The organism is Paenibacillus cymbidii (genome assembly GCF_004764705.1).
GTDB classification, from domain to species: Bacteria; Bacillota; Bacilli; order Paenibacillales; family NBRC-103111; genus Paenibacillus_AN; species Paenibacillus_AN cymbidii.
Genome location: NZ_SHLX01000004.1, coordinates 277,751 through 295,321 on the forward strand (window position 1 = coordinate 277,751; position 17,571 = coordinate 295,321).

16 protein-coding genes and 1 pseudogene are annotated in these 17,571 nt (G+C 54.5%); 16 read left to right on the plus strand and 1 reads right to left on the minus strand.

Going from position 1 to position 17,571, the window contains the following annotated elements; translation table 11 throughout:
- Positions 1 to 45 precede the first annotated feature (45 nt).
- Genes EXY20_RS08235 through EXY20_RS08245 form a run of 3 tightly spaced genes read left to right on the plus strand, consistent with a single transcriptional unit; the run spans position 46 to position 2,226 of the window.
- Positions 46 to 942 (plus strand): phytanoyl-CoA dioxygenase family protein, encoded by an 897-nt coding sequence (locus EXY20_RS08235; RefSeq protein WP_135549597.1) that lies wholly within the window; start codon positions 46 to 48, stop codon positions 940 to 942.
- A gap of 48 nt (positions 943 to 990) precedes the next feature.
- On the plus strand, positions 991 to 1,770 hold the full coding sequence (locus EXY20_RS08240) for a helix-turn-helix domain-containing protein (protein WP_135549599.1): 780 nt from the start codon (positions 991 to 993) through the stop codon (positions 1,768 to 1,770).
- A gap of 51 nt (positions 1,771 to 1,821) precedes the next feature.
- Positions 1,822 to 2,226 (plus strand): hypothetical protein, encoded by a 405-nt coding sequence (locus EXY20_RS08245; protein ID WP_207671241.1) that lies wholly within the window; start codon positions 1,822 to 1,824, stop codon positions 2,224 to 2,226.
- A 110-nt stretch (positions 2,227 to 2,336) separates the two neighbouring features.
- On the opposite strand, the gene EXY20_RS38830 is transcribed toward EXY20_RS08245, so the two are convergent.
- Positions 2,337 to 2,717, minus strand: coding sequence for a hypothetical protein (locus tag EXY20_RS38830; protein WP_167859041.1), 381 nt, complete (start codon positions 2,715 to 2,717; stop codon positions 2,337 to 2,339).
- On the opposite strand from EXY20_RS38830, the pseudogene EXY20_RS40605 reads away from it, so the two are divergent.
- The 13 genes and pseudogenes from EXY20_RS40605 to EXY20_RS08310 form a co-directional block, all read left to right on the plus strand.
- A pseudogene (locus tag EXY20_RS40605) lies at positions 2,610 to 2,921 on the plus strand (VanZ family protein); the annotation flags it as partial. The gene EXY20_RS38830 and the pseudogene EXY20_RS40605 sit on opposite strands and share 108 nt — an antisense overlap.
- 100 nt (positions 2,922 to 3,021) lie before the next feature.
- Positions 3,022 to 3,720, plus strand: coding sequence for a response regulator transcription factor (locus EXY20_RS08255; protein WP_135549604.1), 699 nt, complete (start codon positions 3,022 to 3,024; stop codon positions 3,718 to 3,720).
- Positions 3,713 to 4,825: a sensor histidine kinase gene (locus EXY20_RS08260; RefSeq protein ID WP_135549608.1), complete on the plus strand. Its 1,113-nt coding sequence runs from the start codon at positions 3,713 to 3,715 to the stop codon at positions 4,823 to 4,825. The genes EXY20_RS08255 and EXY20_RS08260 overlap by 8 nt, the downstream gene beginning before the upstream one ends.
- Positions 4,826 to 4,843: 18 nt before the next feature.
- Positions 4,844 to 5,875, plus strand: coding sequence for a D-alanine--(R)-lactate ligase (gene vanA, locus EXY20_RS08265; protein ID WP_135549610.1), 1,032 nt, complete (start codon positions 4,844 to 4,846; stop codon positions 5,873 to 5,875).
- 5 nt (positions 5,876 to 5,880) lie between these two features.
- Positions 5,881 to 6,489: a D-Ala-D-Ala dipeptidase VanX gene (gene vanX, locus EXY20_RS08270; protein ID WP_135549613.1), complete on the plus strand. Its 609-nt coding sequence runs from the start codon at positions 5,881 to 5,883 to the stop codon at positions 6,487 to 6,489.
- Between the two features lie 19 nt (positions 6,490 to 6,508).
- Positions 6,509 to 7,198 carry a FadR/GntR family transcriptional regulator gene (locus EXY20_RS08275; protein WP_135549615.1) on the plus strand — a complete coding sequence of 230 codons (690 nt, stop codon included), beginning with the start codon at positions 6,509 to 6,511 and terminating at the stop codon, positions 7,196 to 7,198.
- A gap of 111 nt (positions 7,199 to 7,309) precedes the next feature.
- Entirely contained in the window at positions 7,310 to 9,109 is a 1,800-nt protein-coding gene (locus EXY20_RS08280) for a hypothetical protein (RefSeq protein ID WP_135549617.1), read from the plus strand.
- Between the two features lie 167 nt (positions 9,110 to 9,276).
- Positions 9,277 to 10,800 (plus strand): MDR family MFS transporter, encoded by a 1,524-nt coding sequence (locus tag EXY20_RS08285; RefSeq protein WP_135549619.1) that lies wholly within the window; start codon positions 9,277 to 9,279, stop codon positions 10,798 to 10,800.
- Between the two features lie 46 nt (positions 10,801 to 10,846).
- A complete protein-coding gene (locus EXY20_RS08290; RefSeq protein WP_135549621.1) occupies positions 10,847 to 11,812 on the plus strand; it encodes a helix-turn-helix transcriptional regulator in 966 nt (321 codons plus the stop codon).
- Positions 11,813 to 11,833: 21 nt separating this feature from the next.
- A complete protein-coding gene (locus EXY20_RS08295) occupies positions 11,834 to 12,535 on the plus strand; it encodes an alpha/beta hydrolase family protein (RefSeq protein ID WP_135549623.1) in 702 nt (233 codons plus the stop codon).
- A gap of 623 nt (positions 12,536 to 13,158) precedes the next feature.
- The gene (locus EXY20_RS08300) at positions 13,159 to 14,157 is read left to right on the plus strand and encodes an aldo/keto reductase (protein ID WP_135549625.1); all 999 of its coding nucleotides are present in this window, start codon (positions 13,159 to 13,161) and stop codon (positions 14,155 to 14,157) included.
- Positions 14,158 to 14,165: 8 nt separating this feature from the next.
- Positions 14,166 to 14,873 (plus strand): SGNH/GDSL hydrolase family protein, encoded by a 708-nt coding sequence (locus EXY20_RS08305; RefSeq protein WP_135549627.1) that lies wholly within the window; start codon positions 14,166 to 14,168, stop codon positions 14,871 to 14,873.
- 319 nt (positions 14,874 to 15,192) lie between these two features.
- Positions 15,193 to 17,535, plus strand: coding sequence for a helix-turn-helix domain-containing protein (locus tag EXY20_RS08310; protein ID WP_167859084.1), 2,343 nt, complete (start codon positions 15,193 to 15,195; stop codon positions 17,533 to 17,535).
- Positions 17,536 to 17,571 lie beyond the last annotated feature (36 nt).

Consider the following 17,571-nt stretch of genomic DNA (forward strand, 5'->3'; position numbering starts at 1 on the left):
CGTATGGGCAGTCAAACTTCGAAGAATAAGAGAGGTGCGGCGGATATGAAATGGCGGATGGGTAGTCGCGAGTTGGAGATGGACAGCAAATACTTGACGGAGCTTCGCGGCTCGAACGATATTTGGGATGATACAGAAGCGCTGCGCAAGCGGCTGCAGGAAGACGGGTATTTGCTGATTCGCGGCTTCCATGATCGCGAGACGGTGCTGGAAGCGCGTCGGGAGTTTCTTCGCAGTTTGGCCGAGCAGGGCAAGCTCGATCCTGGCGCTCCGCTGGAGGATGGCGTTATTGGCGAAGGCAACAAGGGCGGTGCGTGGGGCAAAAGCGGTTTCGAACTGGAAGCTGATTTCCCGAGCTTCATGAATATCGTTACTAATCCCAAGGTGTTTGCCTTCTTCGACCGCTTGCTAGGGGGGCAGACAATCACATTCGATTACAAATGGCCGCGAGCAGTCGGTCATGGCGGTTATACCGGCGCGCATTACGACATCGTCTATATGGGGCGCGGCACGAAAAACTTGTACACGATGTGGACGCCAATGTCCGATATTCCGCTGGAGCTTGGTACACTGGCGATGCTGCTCGGCTCGCAGCACTACGAAAAGGTGAAGGAAACATACGGCCGAATGGACGTCGATCGCGACAATGTTGCGACCGGCTGGTTGTCCGACGATCCGATCGAATTGGTTGACACATTCGGCGGACAGTGGGCGACAACTGCCTTCGAAGCCGGCGACATGATCGTGTTCGGCATGTTCATGATGCATGCGTCGCTCAACAACACGACGAACCGGTATCGAATCAGCTCGGATACGCGCTACCAACTCGCTTCGGAGCCGGTTGACGAACGATGGATTGGCAAGAAGCCAAAGGCGCATTACGCCTGGGGCAAAACACCGGAAAAATCCGTCGCCGAAGCGCGCAAAGAATGGGGCGTCTAGTATTACAGGAGAACATGAAACATCGTTCCCGGGCAGGGGGAGTGCCGAATGCATATTCGCAGCTTTATCGGGACACACGAAAAGGATTGGGAGGACTCTCGCTACTTCCGGCACGAAAGCCTGGAGTTGACCAATATTGTGGAGGGCCGTGGGCTGTTTCGCTGGGGGAAACAGGAGATCCCGGTGGGTGCGGGTCACATCGTACTCATCCCGCCCGATGTCGAGCACTCGTTCCATGCCGTGACGGCGATCCGCTTCGCCGTCATTCTGATGGACGGACTGCCGCAAGCGACGAGGGTGCTGTTCGACAGGCTGCTTCATAACGGAGAGCCAACGGTTATTGCGCTTTCTCCGTTCGACCAGGAGCAGTATGTGCAGTTGTTCAAGCAGTGGCTGCGCATTGCAGCGTCGAAGCTCAAGGAGCCCGAGCGCAGTTATGAGGCCTGGCTCGATATGCTGTTGCTGTTCGTGTTCGAGCACTCGCAAGCCGGTACGCAAGCGCTGTTCGGCTCGCACATCGCCTATTACATCCGTACCAATCTGGGCAAAGGTCTGCAGATCGGCGAAATGGCCGAGAAGGCTGGACTTTCGGAAGAAGGCTTTCGGAAGCGATTTATGAAAGTGCATGGCATGACCCCAAAGCAGTATCAACAAATGAGCAAAATGACCGAAGCCAAGTGGCTGCTCAGCTCCTCGGACAAAGATATGCAAGCCATCGCGGAAGCGATTGGCTTCGGACAATTGCACTCGTTCTCTACGTGGTTCAAGAAGCTGGAGGGCAGCTCGCCGACGGAATGGCGAAAGGCGCAGCGGCTGTTTCATAATTAAACGATTTACTGCGATTGAAGCGGAGCCTTATAGATATGATAATGGTAAATAATGTTAAAAATAATACTCATAGACCTGAGTCTGAGAATTCCGTTACAGATATTTGTGTTCCCGTTCGCAAGAGGATTTAAACAGAACAAGGAGTCACTGCATTATTTTCACTGGGACGTTACGGTTTCTATCGTTAGCGAAATCGCGCGAGTTGTTGGCACGCGTGGTTTGCTGCTGGCCCGCTTGAATTCCACAAGAGATATTCATTACGGTGCCGGGCAGGGCAGCGAATTGGAACCTCATTATTATAAGCAGGACGGGCGGCGGAAACGATTTTTTGACAGAGCCGACGTGGAGCGGTTATTTGACGGATGGGCGATCGATGTGTTGATGGAAACGGACATGCGCCGCTACCGAAAGCCGAAAATTTGCTGGGAGTTGGCGGCAAGTGCTCCCTTAAGCTAGAACCATTTTGAAAGCTTCGCTCCTCCAACTTCGACGGCACGCTTGCGGTTCCAGGCGGGCCTATTTGGGCATTTCGAACGGTTTTCCGGAGCTAACGATTCCAGGAAAGCTTATTTGCTGTTTTCCTCCAATTTTGGCGGTTTTCCTGCCAATAGCGCTGCTGAAACCGTTAGACGCCAAAACCATTCCTGTCTTTCACATTTAAGAATTATTTTATGTTTTCCGCTGGTTTTTTTTAAGTTGTTCACTTTAAGCTTAAGCTTAAGTTCAGCCAGAGCAAGGAGGAACAGACGATGAAGCAACACATGGCGATAAAAAAGGTTGCATGCTGGTCGTTGTTGGCTATTTACGCTTGGGTGATCGTGAAGATCGTGTTGTTCAAAATGCACCCCGTCGATTCGGAGCTGCTCTGGCAGCATTTGAGGATCAGCTTGGAAAATCCGCGCTTCTTCGTGGAAAGAGTCGAGCAGGGCAATCTTGCGCCTTTTCACGAAATATCCGCCGCCTTGAACGAACCCACGGGGCATCGCCTGTTTAACTTTGTCGGCAATATTGCCGTGTTCGTGCCATTCGGCATGCTGCTTCCGCGGGTATTCCGAAGCGGCCGCTTGGCTCTGACTCGCACGGCAGTGGTATCGTTCGCCTTCAGCCTGCTGCTGGAAAGCTCAGAAGCCTTGCTCGCCATCGGCAGCTTCGACGTCGACGACATCCTGTTGAACACCTTCGGCGGATGGCTTGGCTGCATGCTCATCGCTTTCCATCCATCACAATTTCAAACAGGGAGGAGGGGGATGCGTGAAACCGACGACCGTTCTGATTGCGGACGACGAACCGGAAATCGCCGATCTGATCGAGCTGCACCTGATGAAGGAGGGCTACCGCTGCATCAAGGTTTTCGACGGACAGGAAGCGGTACAAACCATCCGGATGAACCCGGTCGATTTGGCTATCCTGGACATTATGATGCCGAAGCTGGACGGCTACGAGGCGACGGCGCAAATCCGCGACAATTCTCACCTGCCGATCATTTTTTTAAGCGCCAAATCGACAGACCTCGATAAAATCGCCGGTTTGGTTCGGGGAGCGGACGACTACGTAACGAAGCCGTTTAATCCGATGGAGCTCGTCGCCCGGGTCAACGCGCAGCTGCGGCGGGCTACCCGGTTCAATGCTTCGCCGTCTGCCGGCAGCAAGGCCGTCATCGAGGCAGGCGGACTCGTGATCAATCCCGAGGAGCACGCGGTTTTTGTATACGGCAACAAGATCGAGCTTACACCCAAAGAGTTTGATATTTTGCTGCTGCTCGCGAGCCATCCGAAGAAGGTGTTCAGCTCGGAGAAAATTTTCGAACATGTCTGGGGGGGAGCCTATTACGAAAACAACAATACGGTGATGGTCCACATTCGTTCGCTGCGCAAAAAACTAGGGGAAGACCAAAGTCAAAGCAAGATGATCAAAACCGCTTGGGGGGTCGGCTACACGTTTCATGGTTAAGACATCGCTCAGCTTCCGGACAACGATGATCCTGCTCTTCGGACTCAGCATGCTCGTTTCAGGAACGATCACTTATACCATTTACAAAGCGCTGCAAAGTTATTACCGAACGACGAGTCGGGAAGACCCCCTGACAAGATATCGCGTCATGATCAAGCTGTTTGGCGACGTCAACTTTTTTATGCTTATTTTTCTCCCGTTGTCCGTTTATTTTTTCTATCTTCTCACGAAGCGATACGCCCAATATTTTCGCGAAATTTCAAACGGCATCCATCACTTGGCCAGCGGCAATTTTCATAACCGGGTAAGCATCGAATCCGACGACGAATTCGGGACGATCGCGCGCGACATGAACCTGGCAAGCGAAAAACTGCGATTGGCGCTGGAGAGAGGCGATTTCGCGGAAAACAGCAAGGAGCAGCTGATGCTTAATTTGGCCCACGATCTTCGAACGCCGCTGACATCCGTGCTTGGTTATCTGGATTACCTGTTGCAGAACGAAGGGCTCAGTGACGAACAAAGGAAACATTTTACGGAAATCGCGTTTACGAAAGCGCGGCGGCTGGAGAAGCTGATCGACGAGCTGTTCGAGGTTGCCCGAGTGAATTACGGAAATGTGGAAGTGGAATCTAAGCCGCTCGACTTGGTCGAGCTGCTGGCGCAGTTAGTGGAAGAAATGTACCCCGGTTTCGAAAAAAACAACCTCGAAGCGCGGATGAAACTCGCGCCTCACCTGACGGTGATCGGCGACGGCGACATGCTCGCGCGCGTCTTCGACAACTTGCTGACCAATGCCTGCCGCTATGGCGCAGACGGCCGCTATGTAGATATTGCGGGGCATACGGAGGAAGGCGAGGCCGTCGTTCAAGTGATCAATTACGGGGACCCGATAGCCGGAGATCAGCTGCAGAATGTTTTCGAGATGTTTTACAGGGGCGACAAGGCCCGGACGCAGAAAGAAGGCGGGACAGGCCTCGGCCTGTACATCGCCAAAAATATTGTGGAGCAGCATCAAGGAACGATATCCGCTCAAAGCGATCCCGTTCGCACGGTGTTCGAAGTACGGCTGCCTCTCGTCAAAAAAGACGTCCCCATCCATTTTTAATAAAAAGGAGCTTGACTCATGGATAAAGTAAAGGTTGCCATCCTGTTCGGCGGTTGCTCGGAGGAGCACGATGTGTCGGTAAAATCCGCCAGCGAGATCGCCGCCAATCTTGACAAGGAAAAGTACGAGCCGTTATACATTGGCATTACGAAATCCGGCAGTTGGAAAAGTTGCGAAAAACCCGGCGCGGAATGGGAACAGGGAACGTGTTATTCCGCCGTGCTTTCGCCGGATAAAAACATGCACGGCGTGCTTGTCAGAAAGAACCATGAATACGAACTCCACCACATCGATGTAGCATTTCCCGTGTTGCACGGCAAGTCGGGGGAAGATGGAGCTATACAAGGGCTGTTTGAATTGTCCGGTATCCCGTATGTCGGCTGCGATATTCAAGGTTCCGCGATTTGTATGGACAAGTCGCTGGCCTACATCGTTGCGAAAAACGCCGGCATCGCTACTCCCGAATTTTGGATTGTTCATCAAGACGAAAGGCCGGCAACAGATGCGTTCTCCTATCCGGTTTTTGTCAAACCGGCGCGTTCGGGCTCATCCTTTGGCGTGACGAAAGTTAATGATGCGAATGAATTGGAGTCCGCAATCGAAACGGCAAGGCGATATGACAGCAAAATCCTGATTGAACAGGCAGTTGTGGGCGATGAGGTCGGTTGTGCCGTAATGGGGAACGGCTCCGCGTTGACGGTCGGCGAGGTGGATCAAATCAGGCTGCAGCACGGTTTCTTCCGCATCCATCAGGAAGCCGAACCGGAAAAAGGCTCAGAAAACGCCGTTATCACCGTTCCCGCCGACCTGCCCGTCGAGGAGCGGGAACGGATCCGGGAAACGGCGAAAACCATTTACAAGGCGCTCGGCTGCAAAGGGATTTCCCGAGTAGATATGTTTATCCAGGCGGATGGCCGCATTGTGCTTAACGAGGTTAATACTTTACCTGGTTTTACATCATACAGCCGGTATCCCCGGATGATGGCCGCTGCGGGTATACCGCTTTCCGAGTTAATCGACCGTTTGATCGAATTGGCATTAAGGGGCTGATAAGTATGGAAAACGGATTTGTATTTATCGATGAAATGTTGCCGGGTGTTCGTTGGGACGCCAAATATTCCACTTGGGACAATTTCACGGGAAAACCGGTAGACGGATACGAAGTCAATCGCATCGTGGGAACACACGCCTTGGCCAATGCGCTGCTGGAGACGCAGAAGCAAGCGGCGGCTCTAGGGTACGGGCTGCTGTTATGGGATGGATATCGGCCGAAACGTGCGGTCGATTGCTTCCTGCGGTGGTCCGAACAACCGGAAGACAACGTGACGAAGGACAAATTTTATCCGAATATCGAACGAACCGAGATGATTGCCAAGGGATATGTGGCGGCACGATCCAGCCATAGTCGCGGAAGTGCGATTGATCTTACGCTTTACGAGTTGGATAGCGGGGCGCTTGTTTCCATGGGGGGCGGCTTCGATTTGATGGATGAACGTTCCCACCATGCGGCACAAGGGATAACAAGCACGGAGGCGCACAACCGTTTCCTGTTGCGTTCGATCATGGAAAACAGCGGGTTTGAGCCTTATCGGTTCGAATGGTGGCACTATGTATTAAGAAACGAGCCTTATCCCGATCGTTATTTTGATTTCCCCGTATTGTAGCGGGGCGGAGCGACAGGCCATGAACTTGCACAAAAAAAATTACGACATCATTACGGACGAGCTCCGGCGCATCATCGAAACGGGGCTGATCAAGCCGAACGAGAAGCTCGATTCGATCAATCAATTGGCGGCGCAGTACCGCGTCGGGCGGTCGACGGTGCGCGAGGCGCTCAGCCAGCTGAAGGCGCTCGGTCTCATCGAATCGCGGCAAGGCGGCGGCACCTACGTCAGGAAGCCCGGACACAAGCCGCAAGCGGTGCTGGAATTGCTGCAGACGTCCAATTCCGAACTGTCGCAATTGCTCCAGGTGCGCAAAATTCTTGAGGTCGGGGCGGCCGAGCTTGCCGCCAAACACCGCACGGCTGAAGACGTCGAAGCGCTTGGCAAAATCATCGGACAAATGCGGGACGCCGTCGGCAACGAGGAAATCAGCCAAATTTACGATACGAACTTTCACCTCGCGATCGCCAAGGCAGCCGGCAACCCGATGCTGGAAACGATCATGACCCACATTTCCGCGGCGATGTTCCGCACTGTCCCGGATAGCCGCAGACTGTGGCTCTATGGAGGAGAGGATGCGGACGGCACGCTGTTCGAGGAGCACCGTATGCTGTTCGAAGCGATCCGCGACGGAGACCCGCAGTTGGCGTTCGCGACGATGGCGAAGCATCTCGCCCAAGTCGAAAACGCGCTGCAGTCGGTTACATGACAGAATCGCTTATTTACCCTATGTAATAACAAATTTCTGCTATATCATTCCGGGTGAATTGCCAGTAGAATAGAAGCGAATTTCGTCCTTAACCAGAACACGGAGGCCGCGATGGAAAACAAACAGAAAGTCATTGTGACCGTGACGCATCAGAACGAGATCGACTATTCGCTGGAGCAATTCGAGCATGACGCGCGAAATATCGCCCGCGCCGGCGGTACGCATATCATGATCAACCAGCTTGCGAAAAGCCGCTGGGTATGGGAACGGGATCGGACCGATCCGTATCCCAACTGGGGGATGATTTTTCTTTCCTTGTTCAAGATTGTCGTTCCGGAGCCGTTAAAGCCGTATTTGCCCGAAGCGTATGCCGCCGAAAATTACAAGGTTTTAAAGGAACGGATGGAAATTGCCCGCAAATACGGGTTGAAAGGCGCATTAAGCCTCTGCGAACCGTTCTACTTGCCGGAGGAAGCGTACCGGGATCATCCCGGCTGGCGGGGGCCGCGCTGCGAGCATCCGAGGCGGGCAAGGAATTATTACTACAGTCCGTGCATCGATAATGCCGAAGTGCTGAAGATGTACAGCTACGCGATGGAGAAATTGGTTCACGAGATGGACATCGAGTACCTGTTCATCCATACGAACGATTCCGGCGGGGGCATCTGCTGGAGCAACGGACTTTATCCCGGGGCGAACGGTCCGGCAGCGTGCAAGCATCGTTCCATGGCCGATCGCATCATCGGATTTACGAATGCGTTGACGGAAGGCGCCCGCGCGTCCGGCAAGCAGGTCGAGATCGATCTGAGCAGCAGCATCATGAAGAAAAAGGCCGACCCGGGGTTGAATGCGATTGCGCACAGCTTGCCGGACAACGTCAGCGTCAACCGGCAGACTCGCTCGGGAATTCCGCTCACGCATATTCTCGACGTGGATTACGAGTATAAGCTGGCACCGCTCAAAAATGTGCCCGACGTGTTTACGTTCGCCGAAAAACTGGAGAAAGCGCACCAGCAGCAAAGTCGAAGTATTTCTTATATCCTGGTTTCGACGGACAACGAGGAATATTTCCGGGTGATCGAAGCGTTCAATAAGCAGCCGACACGCGGCGTACAAGACCGGATCGCGATGCTCGGCAAAGTCGCGGCGGATATTGTGGGCGCCGAGCATGCAGGCGAGCTGATGGAAGCCTGGAGCGATTTTCAGAAGGCCCAGATCCATTATGAGGATACGCGCATCGAGGGACTGAGTTGGACCAGCGTAAACCAGCGCTGGATCAATCGTCCGTTCGTGCTTTTCCCGCATGAGCTGACCGAAGAGGAGAAGAGCTACTACCGGCCGTATCAGTTTCAGGCGAATGATGAAGCGCAAGCAAACGATCTGCTCAATATGCAGTGCACGAGCTTTATTCGCGGCTCGTATGCCGTCGGCCTGGCCAGTCATGCGTTGGAGAAAGCGATGGAGCGGATTGGGCGCGCGGCGGACGCCTTCCTGCGCATCGGCGAACGGGCAGGCGAAGAATTGAGCGAGAAGCTGCGTCTGATGGCGGACCGGTTGCTGCTGCTGCGCTGCTTTTTCCAAAATGCGGTCCATGCCATGCGGTTCCAGGACATTATCGACAGCACCGATTACGATACGGCGCCGGAGATCAGCCCGCGCTGGCCGATCGACGCCGATCCGAAACTGCTGGAATACGAAGCGCTGACGAGAGCGGAGATCGACAATACGCTGCGCATCATCGAGCTCATCGAAGGGCGCGTGGAGCAAATGCTGATTACGGCGCCTTCGGAGGAGTTGGAGGACATCTTCCTTTTAAGCCCCCGGCTTGTAGATCAATTGCGGAAAAAAATCGACCTCATGCTCGATCATCAATTGGACGGCAAACGCTTGTTTGTGTCGCCGAACAACTAAAACAAGGTCAAATCGAAGAAGTCGCCTTTCGGGCGGCTTCTTTTTTCGATAAAAGTTGGGGTGCGGCCAATCTTCCCTGACATACTGTTGTCAACAAGGGCGGGTTATGATGACAGCAGATGATTGTTCACCAATCAATCCTTCAAACAAGAGAGGAATGGACACGCATGACAAACAAATTGGCGTCTATCGTCGGAGGGCTGCTGCTGGCAATTCTTATGGCATCCATGGACAACACGATCGTAGCGACGGCGATGGGCACGATCGTCGGAGAGATGGGGGGACTCGACAAGTTCGTTTGGGTCACAACGGCGTATATGGTCGCGGAAATGGCTTGTATGCCGATCTTCGGCAAGTTGTCCGATATGTACGGACGCAAACGGTTTTTTCTTTTCGGGATCGTCGTGTTTATGATCGGTTCCGCGTTGTGCGGAATGGCGCACTCCATCGTCGAGTTAAGCGTTTATCGGGCCTTGCAAGGGGTTGGCGCCGGTGCGATGGTATCGATTGCGTTTACGATCTTGTTCGATGTCGTGTCGCCCAAGGAACGCGGGAAGATGATGGGTGCTTTCGGTGCGGTGTTCGGTTTGTCCAGCGTGGTCGGTCCGCTGCTCGGAGGGTATATTACCGATCATCTCAACTGGTCGTGGATCTTCTACATCAACCTGCCGCTGGGTGTCATCGCCTTGCTGCTGATAGCTTTATTTTATCGGGAATCGACAGAACATGCGCGGCAAAAAATCGACTGGGCCGGTTCCGTTCTCCTCGTGGGGGCTGTGGTTTGCTTTATTTTCGGACTTGAACTCGGCGGCAAAACCTATGCATGGGATTCCCCGCAAATTATCGGGTTGTTCGCCGGATTCGTTGTTTTTGCTTTCCTGCTTGTCCTTGTGGAGCGAAAAGCGGCAGAACCGATCATCTCGTTCGGGTTGTTCCGCAGCAGACTGTATACGACGAGCAATCTGGTTGCAATGCTCAGCGGCGCCGCGTACATGACAGCGACGATTTTTATTCCGATCTACGTGCAGGGCGTGCTTGGAGGTTCAGCTTCCAACTCGGGGCTGACGTTGTTGCCGATGATGATGGGGTCGGTTGTCACTGCGACACTTGGCGGATTTCTGATGACGAAGCTGCAATACCGGACCATTATGATCGGAACGCTGGCCTTGCTGTTAATTGGCCTTTCCCTTCTTACGCAAATTACGGTAGAATCTTCTCGACTGGCGATTACCGGCATCATGATTCTGATTGGTCTTGGAATCGGCGCTTCCTTCTCGGTGTTGGGCACTTCGGTTCTTCATTCGTTCCCTGCGGCGCAACGCGGAGCGGCCAGCTCGACGTTGAATTTTAACCGTTCGTTGGGCATGGCGCTTGGCATTACCGTCTTCGGGATTATTCAAAGCCACAGCCTGCATACGAGGCTCATGGAGTCTGTCGGCGACGGCGGTATTGCGATCCCGGCCGGCTTAAGCTTAAGCGATCCCCATTCGCTGTTGGATCCGGCGTTTCGGCAAACGGTCGATTCCGGGCTTCTCGATACCATTTCGGAAGGGCTGTCCGGCTCCCTTCGAGCAACCTTCGCCTGGAGCCTCATTCCCGCCGTTATGGCGCTGGTTGCGGCATTCCTGATGACGAAGGTCAAAATGGACCCGGTTCCCGAAAACGAACCGCTCGCAACCGCCGCCCATTAATCGATCCATCGGCAAGTTGCATTATACCGGCTTAGGAGAGATGACAATGAAGCTTGAACGGTTACTGACCATTACGATTCTGCTGCTCAATCGGAAGCGGGTGCAAGCGCAGGAATTGGCGGATCAGCTTGAAGTGTCGCTGCGCACGATCTACCGCGATCTCGATTCGCTCGGTCAAGCCGGCATTCCCATCGTCTCCTATACCGGCATGGAGGGAGGTTACGAAATTATGGACAGCTTCCGGCTGGACCGGCAACTCCTGTCCTACGATGAGCTGACCGCTCTCTTCACCGCGCTTCGCGGGCTTGAATCGACCAAAGCCTACGATGGTTCGAATATGGACCTGCTCCTTGGCAAAGTTGGCGCGATGGTGGCGCAAGCCGAACGGGGCCGAACAGGAGAAGGGGACAGCATTCATATCGATTTTGCCCCGTGGAGGAGCAGCGATGAAGATCAAACCCGATACGATTCCCTTCGCCAGGCCGTAAACGAACGGAAACTCATACGATTCAAGTACACGAGCCGAACGAACGGGGAACAAGAGCGCGAGGTAGAGCCCATGGCGCTTGTGCTCAAAAATTACGCCTGGTACCTTCACGGCTATTGCTGCTTGCGCGACGATTACCGCATCTTCAAGTTGACGCGCATTCGGGAGCTCCGCGTAACCTCCAAACCTTTCATTCGTCGGGCGGAGTCGCTTGCGCAGCTGAACGACAGGTGGAAGGCTCCCGAGCGAAACGAGCCGAAGGAGGAGATTGCCGCCGTCCTGCGGTTTAATGCTTCCGCTGCCGCATCCGTAATGGACCAATTCGACGAGAAGGAGATCGAACGGTTGCCGGACGGACGGATCCTCGTGCGGAAGCTCTATTCGAACGAAGGGTGGTTGATTCGTACGGCGTTCCATTATTTGACCGATGTCGAGGTGCTTGAACCTGCCGCAATTGCCGCCAAAGTGAAACAGACCGCTCTGGAGATTGCCGACAAGTATGACGGGTTGGATGCGGAATACTAGAAACCAGGAGGAGATGTCCAAATGAATGTGAAACAGTTTGCATGGATCGGCGATGAGCTGCTCAAACAACCGGTGAAAGGAGTTGTCGTCGATTTTCACGGATTGGGGTACAGCGGGATGAAACAGGATCCCAATGCCGAGGATCTGGAGCTGGCCCATGCAGGAGCACTGACGGTATTTCCGTATTACGGCCCCTGGTCGTGGATGAACCGGGGAGCTTGTCAAACCGTGAATGAATTGATCGACAGGATATACAGCGAATATGCGTTGGCGGATGAGGTTCCGCTTATTCTAAAAGGAGGCAGCATGGGCGGTTGCAGCGCATTGGTCTTCGCCCGTTATTCGACAAGGCCGATTGCGGCTTGCGGCGTGAATTGCCCCGTGGCCGACGTGCCGTTTCACAGTACGGAGAGAGAAGACCTGCCCCGGACCATGCATTACGCGTTTGGCCATTATGGAATACCGCTGCAGGAGGCGATGGAGCAGCACTCTCCCATTCATTTGGTGGAATCGCTGCCGGATATTCCGTATTTGATTGTACACGGCGATCAGGATCAGGCGGTAAATAAACAAAAGCATTCGGACGTATTAGTCCAAAAAATGAGACAACGAGGCATGAACGTGGAATATATCGAAGCTCCCGGCATGCGGCATTGTACATATAACGACTATCAAGTGCAACGTAGAATGATGGATTTTTTGTTGAAGCATTTGAACGGCTGACGTTTTTTATTGCAGGCGTGCTGGCGCTAGGAAGCCGCAACCAAGCTTCGCGCTTCAGCCGCTGCGCTACTTCGTGGACGGTCATACTCACGCGCTGCTGCAAGAAGCCTTTCCTGGCGAGTCGCCCCTTGAGCGTCCCGTTTTTTTGCTGGGCAACCCAAATAGCCCATGAAAAATGGCCTATTTGCCCCAGATCGCCCGGTTCGCCTGCAATAACCAGTGAAAACACTGGTTATTTGCCCGTGAACGCCTTCAAATAGGCCTCTCAAGCGAAATAGCCAGTAAAATCACTGGCTATTTCGTATGGACGGCCCGTTTTTGGCGAAATAGGCGAGAAAACACGGCCTATTTGGCAAAGGGTTGCCGCGGGAGCAGCATTTGAATGGAACGGCGAATTGAATAACGTTGAAGGTGAATGAACGGGAATTTATTCTGAAGATATTCCACGGCGAACAATTAACGTAGAAGCTTATATGCTGCTCACCCAAGCGGAGCTGTGCAAAATGCCACCATAAATCAGGAAGATCGCCCAAGCGCAGCTTGGGCGATCTTCGTTACAATCGGAGAAGGTATGAACGCAGATGCAGCTGCATCTGCAATTATGGTGGAAAGGTTGTGGCCCAATGCAATATCGCACGTTCGGCAAGACGGACTGGAAAGTATCGGAGATCGCCTTCGGAGGATGGCAGCTGGGCGGAGACTTCGGTCCGGTCGACGACGCCGAGTCGGTTCGTACGCTGCATGCGGCATGGGAGCGCGGCATCAATTTCGTCGATACGGCGCAAATGTACGGCCGCGGCCACTCGGAGGAAGTAATCGGCCGCGCGCTCAAGGAATGGACCGGCGAACATATCTATATCGCAACGAAGGTGCAGCCGGTGCAATGGCCGCGGGCAACGGAAACCGATCCTTCCATGGAAGGACGATATCCGCGGGAGTATGTGCGGAGCCAGTGCGAGGACAGCCTGCGACGGCTTGGGCTGGAAACGATCGACCTCTATCAGCTGCACGGCTGGTTCCCGCAAGGGATCGAGCAGACGGAATGGTACGACACCTTGTCCGAGCTGCGCAAGGAAGGCAAAATTCGCGAGTTCGGCGTGTCCATTCGCGACTACAGGCCGCAAGACGGCGCCCGGCTTGCCGCTTCCGGCAAAGCGGCATCGCAGCAGGTCGTTTACAATCTGTTCGAGCAGCGTCCGGCCGAGCAATTATTCCCCGCATGCCGTGACAACGGTGTTGCCATTATTGCCAGGGTACCGTTCGACGAAGGCTCGCTGATCGGCAACTGGTCGGCAGATACGTACGCGACTTTCGGGGAGCGCGATGTGCGCCGCGTTTATTTCAAGGGCGGCCGCTTCGCCAAAACATTGGACCGAGTCAATCGGTTGAAGGCGGATATTGCCGCGGCAACAGGCGAGTCCGAGGTGAATCTGGCGGAAATCGCGCTGCGTTTCTGCCTGGACGACAGCGCGGTCAGTTGCGCCATTCCGGGGATGAAGAATGTGCATGAAGTGGACCTTAACGTGCGCGTATCCGACGGACGCAAGCTGCCGGCCGAGGTGCTGGAAGTGTTGTCCAGGCACAAATGGCCGCGCAATTACCATAACCCCGACGAGGAGTGAACGGCAGTATGGGACCGTTTGCAAGACTGCACGGCAGGTTGAAGGAGAAACAAGAGGATGTGCGGGCCAAGCCGGTCATTGTCGTGGCGATGGGTGACAGCGTGACGCAGGGCTGCATGGAATACAACACGATCGAACATGACGAGGTATACCATCAGTTGTTGAAGAAACATCTGGAACGGGCGTACCCGAATACGATCGTAAGCGTGATCAATTCGGGCGTATCGGGCGATACGGTCGTTCGTTCGACGGAGAGGTGGCAGCGGGATGTGTTTGCGTACGATCCCGATCTGGTCATTATCGGCTTCGGCGTCAATGACGCTCACGGCGGCCAAACGGGACTGAAGCCATACATTGACGGTCTGCGCGCCCGCATTGCCGACGTCCGGTCGTTGACAAAGGCGGACATCCTCGTTCTCACGCCGAACATGATGATTGAGGCGGACAACCCGAACGTGCACGAGAAGGATCGGGTGCATGTTCCGAATTTCCTGCGCGTCCGGGAAGACGGCAGACTGCAGTTGTACGTCGATGCGCTGCGCCAGCTTGTGCGCGAGGAGCGGCTGCCGCATGTGGATATTTACGCGATGTTCGAGGAGCTTGAACGCGATGGGGTCGACATCCATACGCGGCTGGCCAACGGCATCAATCATCCGGACCGGGCGTTCCAGCGCACGATCGCGCAAGCGATATACGAGCGGTTGGGAACGGCTTGACGTTCCGGCAAGTCGCCGCGTTGTGCGAGTAGCATTAATCGGTTTTTGGTCCGCAATTTGTGCGGATGGTGAAAAGTTGCGGACGATCTTAAAAAATCCGGATAGGCAAGCAGCGCCGTTCCGGTGTATGGTAAGGGGCGAAGCTTTCAAGAACGTTCGCAACCAATACGCAAGGACTGTCGATAAGTGGAGACTGCCGCCGCGCGAACCAAATCGCCGGCGGCTGTTTTGGTTCCCGCCATAAACTCGATATTGCCTTTTCCGCCGGAATCAAACGATAATGAAAAGACATCCCGAGGCTGAGCAGAGGAGAACGACCATGTTTTCGTATCGCAATTTCAAACGCGCGGCACTGCTTTATATCGTCCTGTTTCTCGCAATCATCGTTTCGATTGCCGCCCTGTACTATTGGAACTCGCTGCACCAATTGAAGCAAACGCTGCAGGAAACGAACCTGTCGCTGCTCCGGCAGGTGGACCAGAAGATGGACCTGCTGTTGCGCGACATCAGCAAGTCGACCGTACAATTCGGCGAGACGCCGGAGGTGGCTCGTTTCGTCGGCGGGCAGTATGCCGACTCGGCCGAACGGTACGAAACGGTCGAGTCGGTGCAGAACAAAATGAAAGCGCTTATGTACGCGAACAAAAACATGTTCTCCATGTACCTGTATTCCCAGGCAGGCCGGACGATTATGACCGACGGCACATTGTATGCGGAAGATCAGTTTTTTGACGTGCAGTGGCTGGAAACATTTCGCGATAAAAATGAATATTCGATGCTGCTCAGCACCCGCAAAGTGCCGTTCAACAGCGGAATCGACAAAGACTACAAAAACATGATTACGTTCATCCGCACATACCCGCTGCTGAGCACGGCGTCAACCCGGACGGGCGCGATTCTGGTCAACATGGAAGAAAACACGCTGTACCAGTACCTCACGAACGATATGAGGGAACGGGTCGGGTCTTCATTCGTGATCAATTCGGCGGGCAAAATCTTGATGCACAGCGACAAGTCGCTGCTGAACCGGCCGCTCGACGACGCCGGTTATCCGGCGCAGCTGTCCGGCCTTGCGGGCAGCGGATTTCTTGAACGTAAGGTGAACGGCGTCAACAGCTATCTCTTCTACCAGGACGCGGAACAGGCCGACTGGAAGTATGTACGGGTTGTGCCGATCGCGAATTTCTACGAGCCGTTCCAGTCGATTCGCCGCATCCTGCTGATTGTCGCCACCGCCATGTTCCTGCTTTCCATCGGCGCTGTCGTTGTGCTCACGAATTGGACGTTCAAGCCGGTCGACCGGTTTCTGCGGGAAATGTCGAGCCGCATCAAGCCGCATCCCACCCCTGCGGGGGATCGCATGGAACTGCCGCAAACGGGCGAAATCCGGCTCGGCCAACTGGAAGCGGCATTCCGCCAAATGATCGACAACCAGGACGATATGGAGCAGCAAATCCGCGACAGCAAGCTGGCGGTCAAATGGCGCTACGTGATGGAGATCGTGCTGTCGCACCGGTTCGATTACGAACAGGAAAAACCGTATATGCAGATGCTGGGTATCGAGCTGTACCCGCGCAACTACATTGCGATGACGATCGAAGTCGATCCTATTTCGCTGCAGGCCAGTCCGAAGGATATCCAGCTGTACTTGTACGCGGTCGCCAATATGGCGGAGGAATTGATCAACGCGGAGCACAAGGGAGTGGCCGTCCAGTTGACGCAGGACAGCTGCATCTGCATCGTCAGCTTCGACGACGACGACGAACGCAAAAATCAAATCATGGCCGTTGCCGTTGCGGAAATTATCAAATCGAACGCCGAGCGGTTTTTCCAACTGACTGTGACGATCGGCATCGGCAAACAATACGTTTCGCTCGGCGGCGTTCACCGTTCTTATGCAGACTCGCTCGAAGCGCTGAAATTCCGGATGATCATGGGCAGCGGAGCCGTTATTTCGTACGAGGACATCCAGGAGACGAGGAACGACGATTTGAAGCTCGTGTTCGCCGATGTGGAGGCGATTCTGGAGAGTGTGCAGAGCGGCGACCGGACGCGGCTGGCAAACGCCTTTGATACGATTTTTCCGCCGTATTCGCACAAGAACGTGTCGCCGGACATGTTCAAGCAGATGTGCCTGTACATCCTGTTCAAAGCGATCGAAATCGTCTCCGCCGCCGGCGTCGAATGGACGCAGTCGTTTGCGGCGGACGAAAACGTCTACGCCCGGCTTTCGCAATGCCGGGATGCGGCGGATATGAAGCGTTACCTGCAGGAGGCGCTCGGCAAGCTGTCCGACCGGATGGCGGAGCGGAAAAGCCCGCGCACCAAAAACGATTTGATCGGCAACATCCAGACGTACATCGACGAACATTACAGCGAAAGCGACCTGTCGCTCAACATGCTGGCGGACACGTTCCGCATCAGCGTTCCTTACCTCAGCAAGCTGTTCAAGGAGCAGGTCGGCAGCAACTTCGTCACTTATCTGTTCACGCTCCGCATGCGCAAGGCGCAGGCGATGCTGCAGTCGAGCAAGGCGACGGTCGGCGAAATCGCCGAAGCCGTCGGCTACCACAACACGTACAGCTTCATCCGGATGTTCAAGAAGCATACCGGCAACACGCCCGGCGAATACCGCAACCGGGAGCTCGGCGACAAATATTAATCGGCTTTCCGGGCGGCAATTGCTGCGGATGGTGAA

Coding starts and splice junctions, on each gene's coding strand:
- EXY20_RS08235 (WP_135549597.1), top strand. CDS start 46: ATGAAATGGCGGATGGGTAGTCGCGAGTTGGAGATGGACAGCAAATAC.
- EXY20_RS08240 (WP_135549599.1), top strand. CDS start 991: ATGCATATTCGCAGCTTTATCGGGACACACGAAAAGGATTGGGAGGAC.
- EXY20_RS08245 (WP_207671241.1), top strand. CDS start 1,822: ATGTTAAAAATAATACTCATAGACCTGAGTCTGAGAATTCCGTTACAG.
- EXY20_RS08260 (WP_135549608.1), top strand. CDS start 3,713: ATGGTTAAGACATCGCTCAGCTTCCGGACAACGATGATCCTGCTCTTC.
- vanA (WP_135549610.1), top strand. CDS start 4,844: ATGGATAAAGTAAAGGTTGCCATCCTGTTCGGCGGTTGCTCGGAGGAG.
- vanX (WP_135549613.1), top strand. CDS start 5,881: ATGGAAAACGGATTTGTATTTATCGATGAAATGTTGCCGGGTGTTCGT.
- EXY20_RS08275 (WP_135549615.1), top strand. CDS start 6,509: ATGAACTTGCACAAAAAAAATTACGACATCATTACGGACGAGCTCCGG.
- EXY20_RS08280 (WP_135549617.1), top strand. CDS start 7,310: ATGGAAAACAAACAGAAAGTCATTGTGACCGTGACGCATCAGAACGAG.
- EXY20_RS08285 (WP_135549619.1), top strand. CDS start 9,277: ATGACAAACAAATTGGCGTCTATCGTCGGAGGGCTGCTGCTGGCAATT.
- EXY20_RS08290 (WP_135549621.1), top strand. CDS start 10,847: ATGAAGCTTGAACGGTTACTGACCATTACGATTCTGCTGCTCAATCGG.
- EXY20_RS08295 (WP_135549623.1), top strand. CDS start 11,834: ATGAATGTGAAACAGTTTGCATGGATCGGCGATGAGCTGCTCAAACAA.
- EXY20_RS08300 (WP_135549625.1), top strand. CDS start 13,159: ATGCAATATCGCACGTTCGGCAAGACGGACTGGAAAGTATCGGAGATC.
- EXY20_RS08305 (WP_135549627.1), top strand. CDS start 14,166: ATGGGACCGTTTGCAAGACTGCACGGCAGGTTGAAGGAGAAACAAGAG.
- EXY20_RS08310 (WP_167859084.1), top strand. CDS start 15,193: ATGTTTTCGTATCGCAATTTCAAACGCGCGGCACTGCTTTATATCGTC.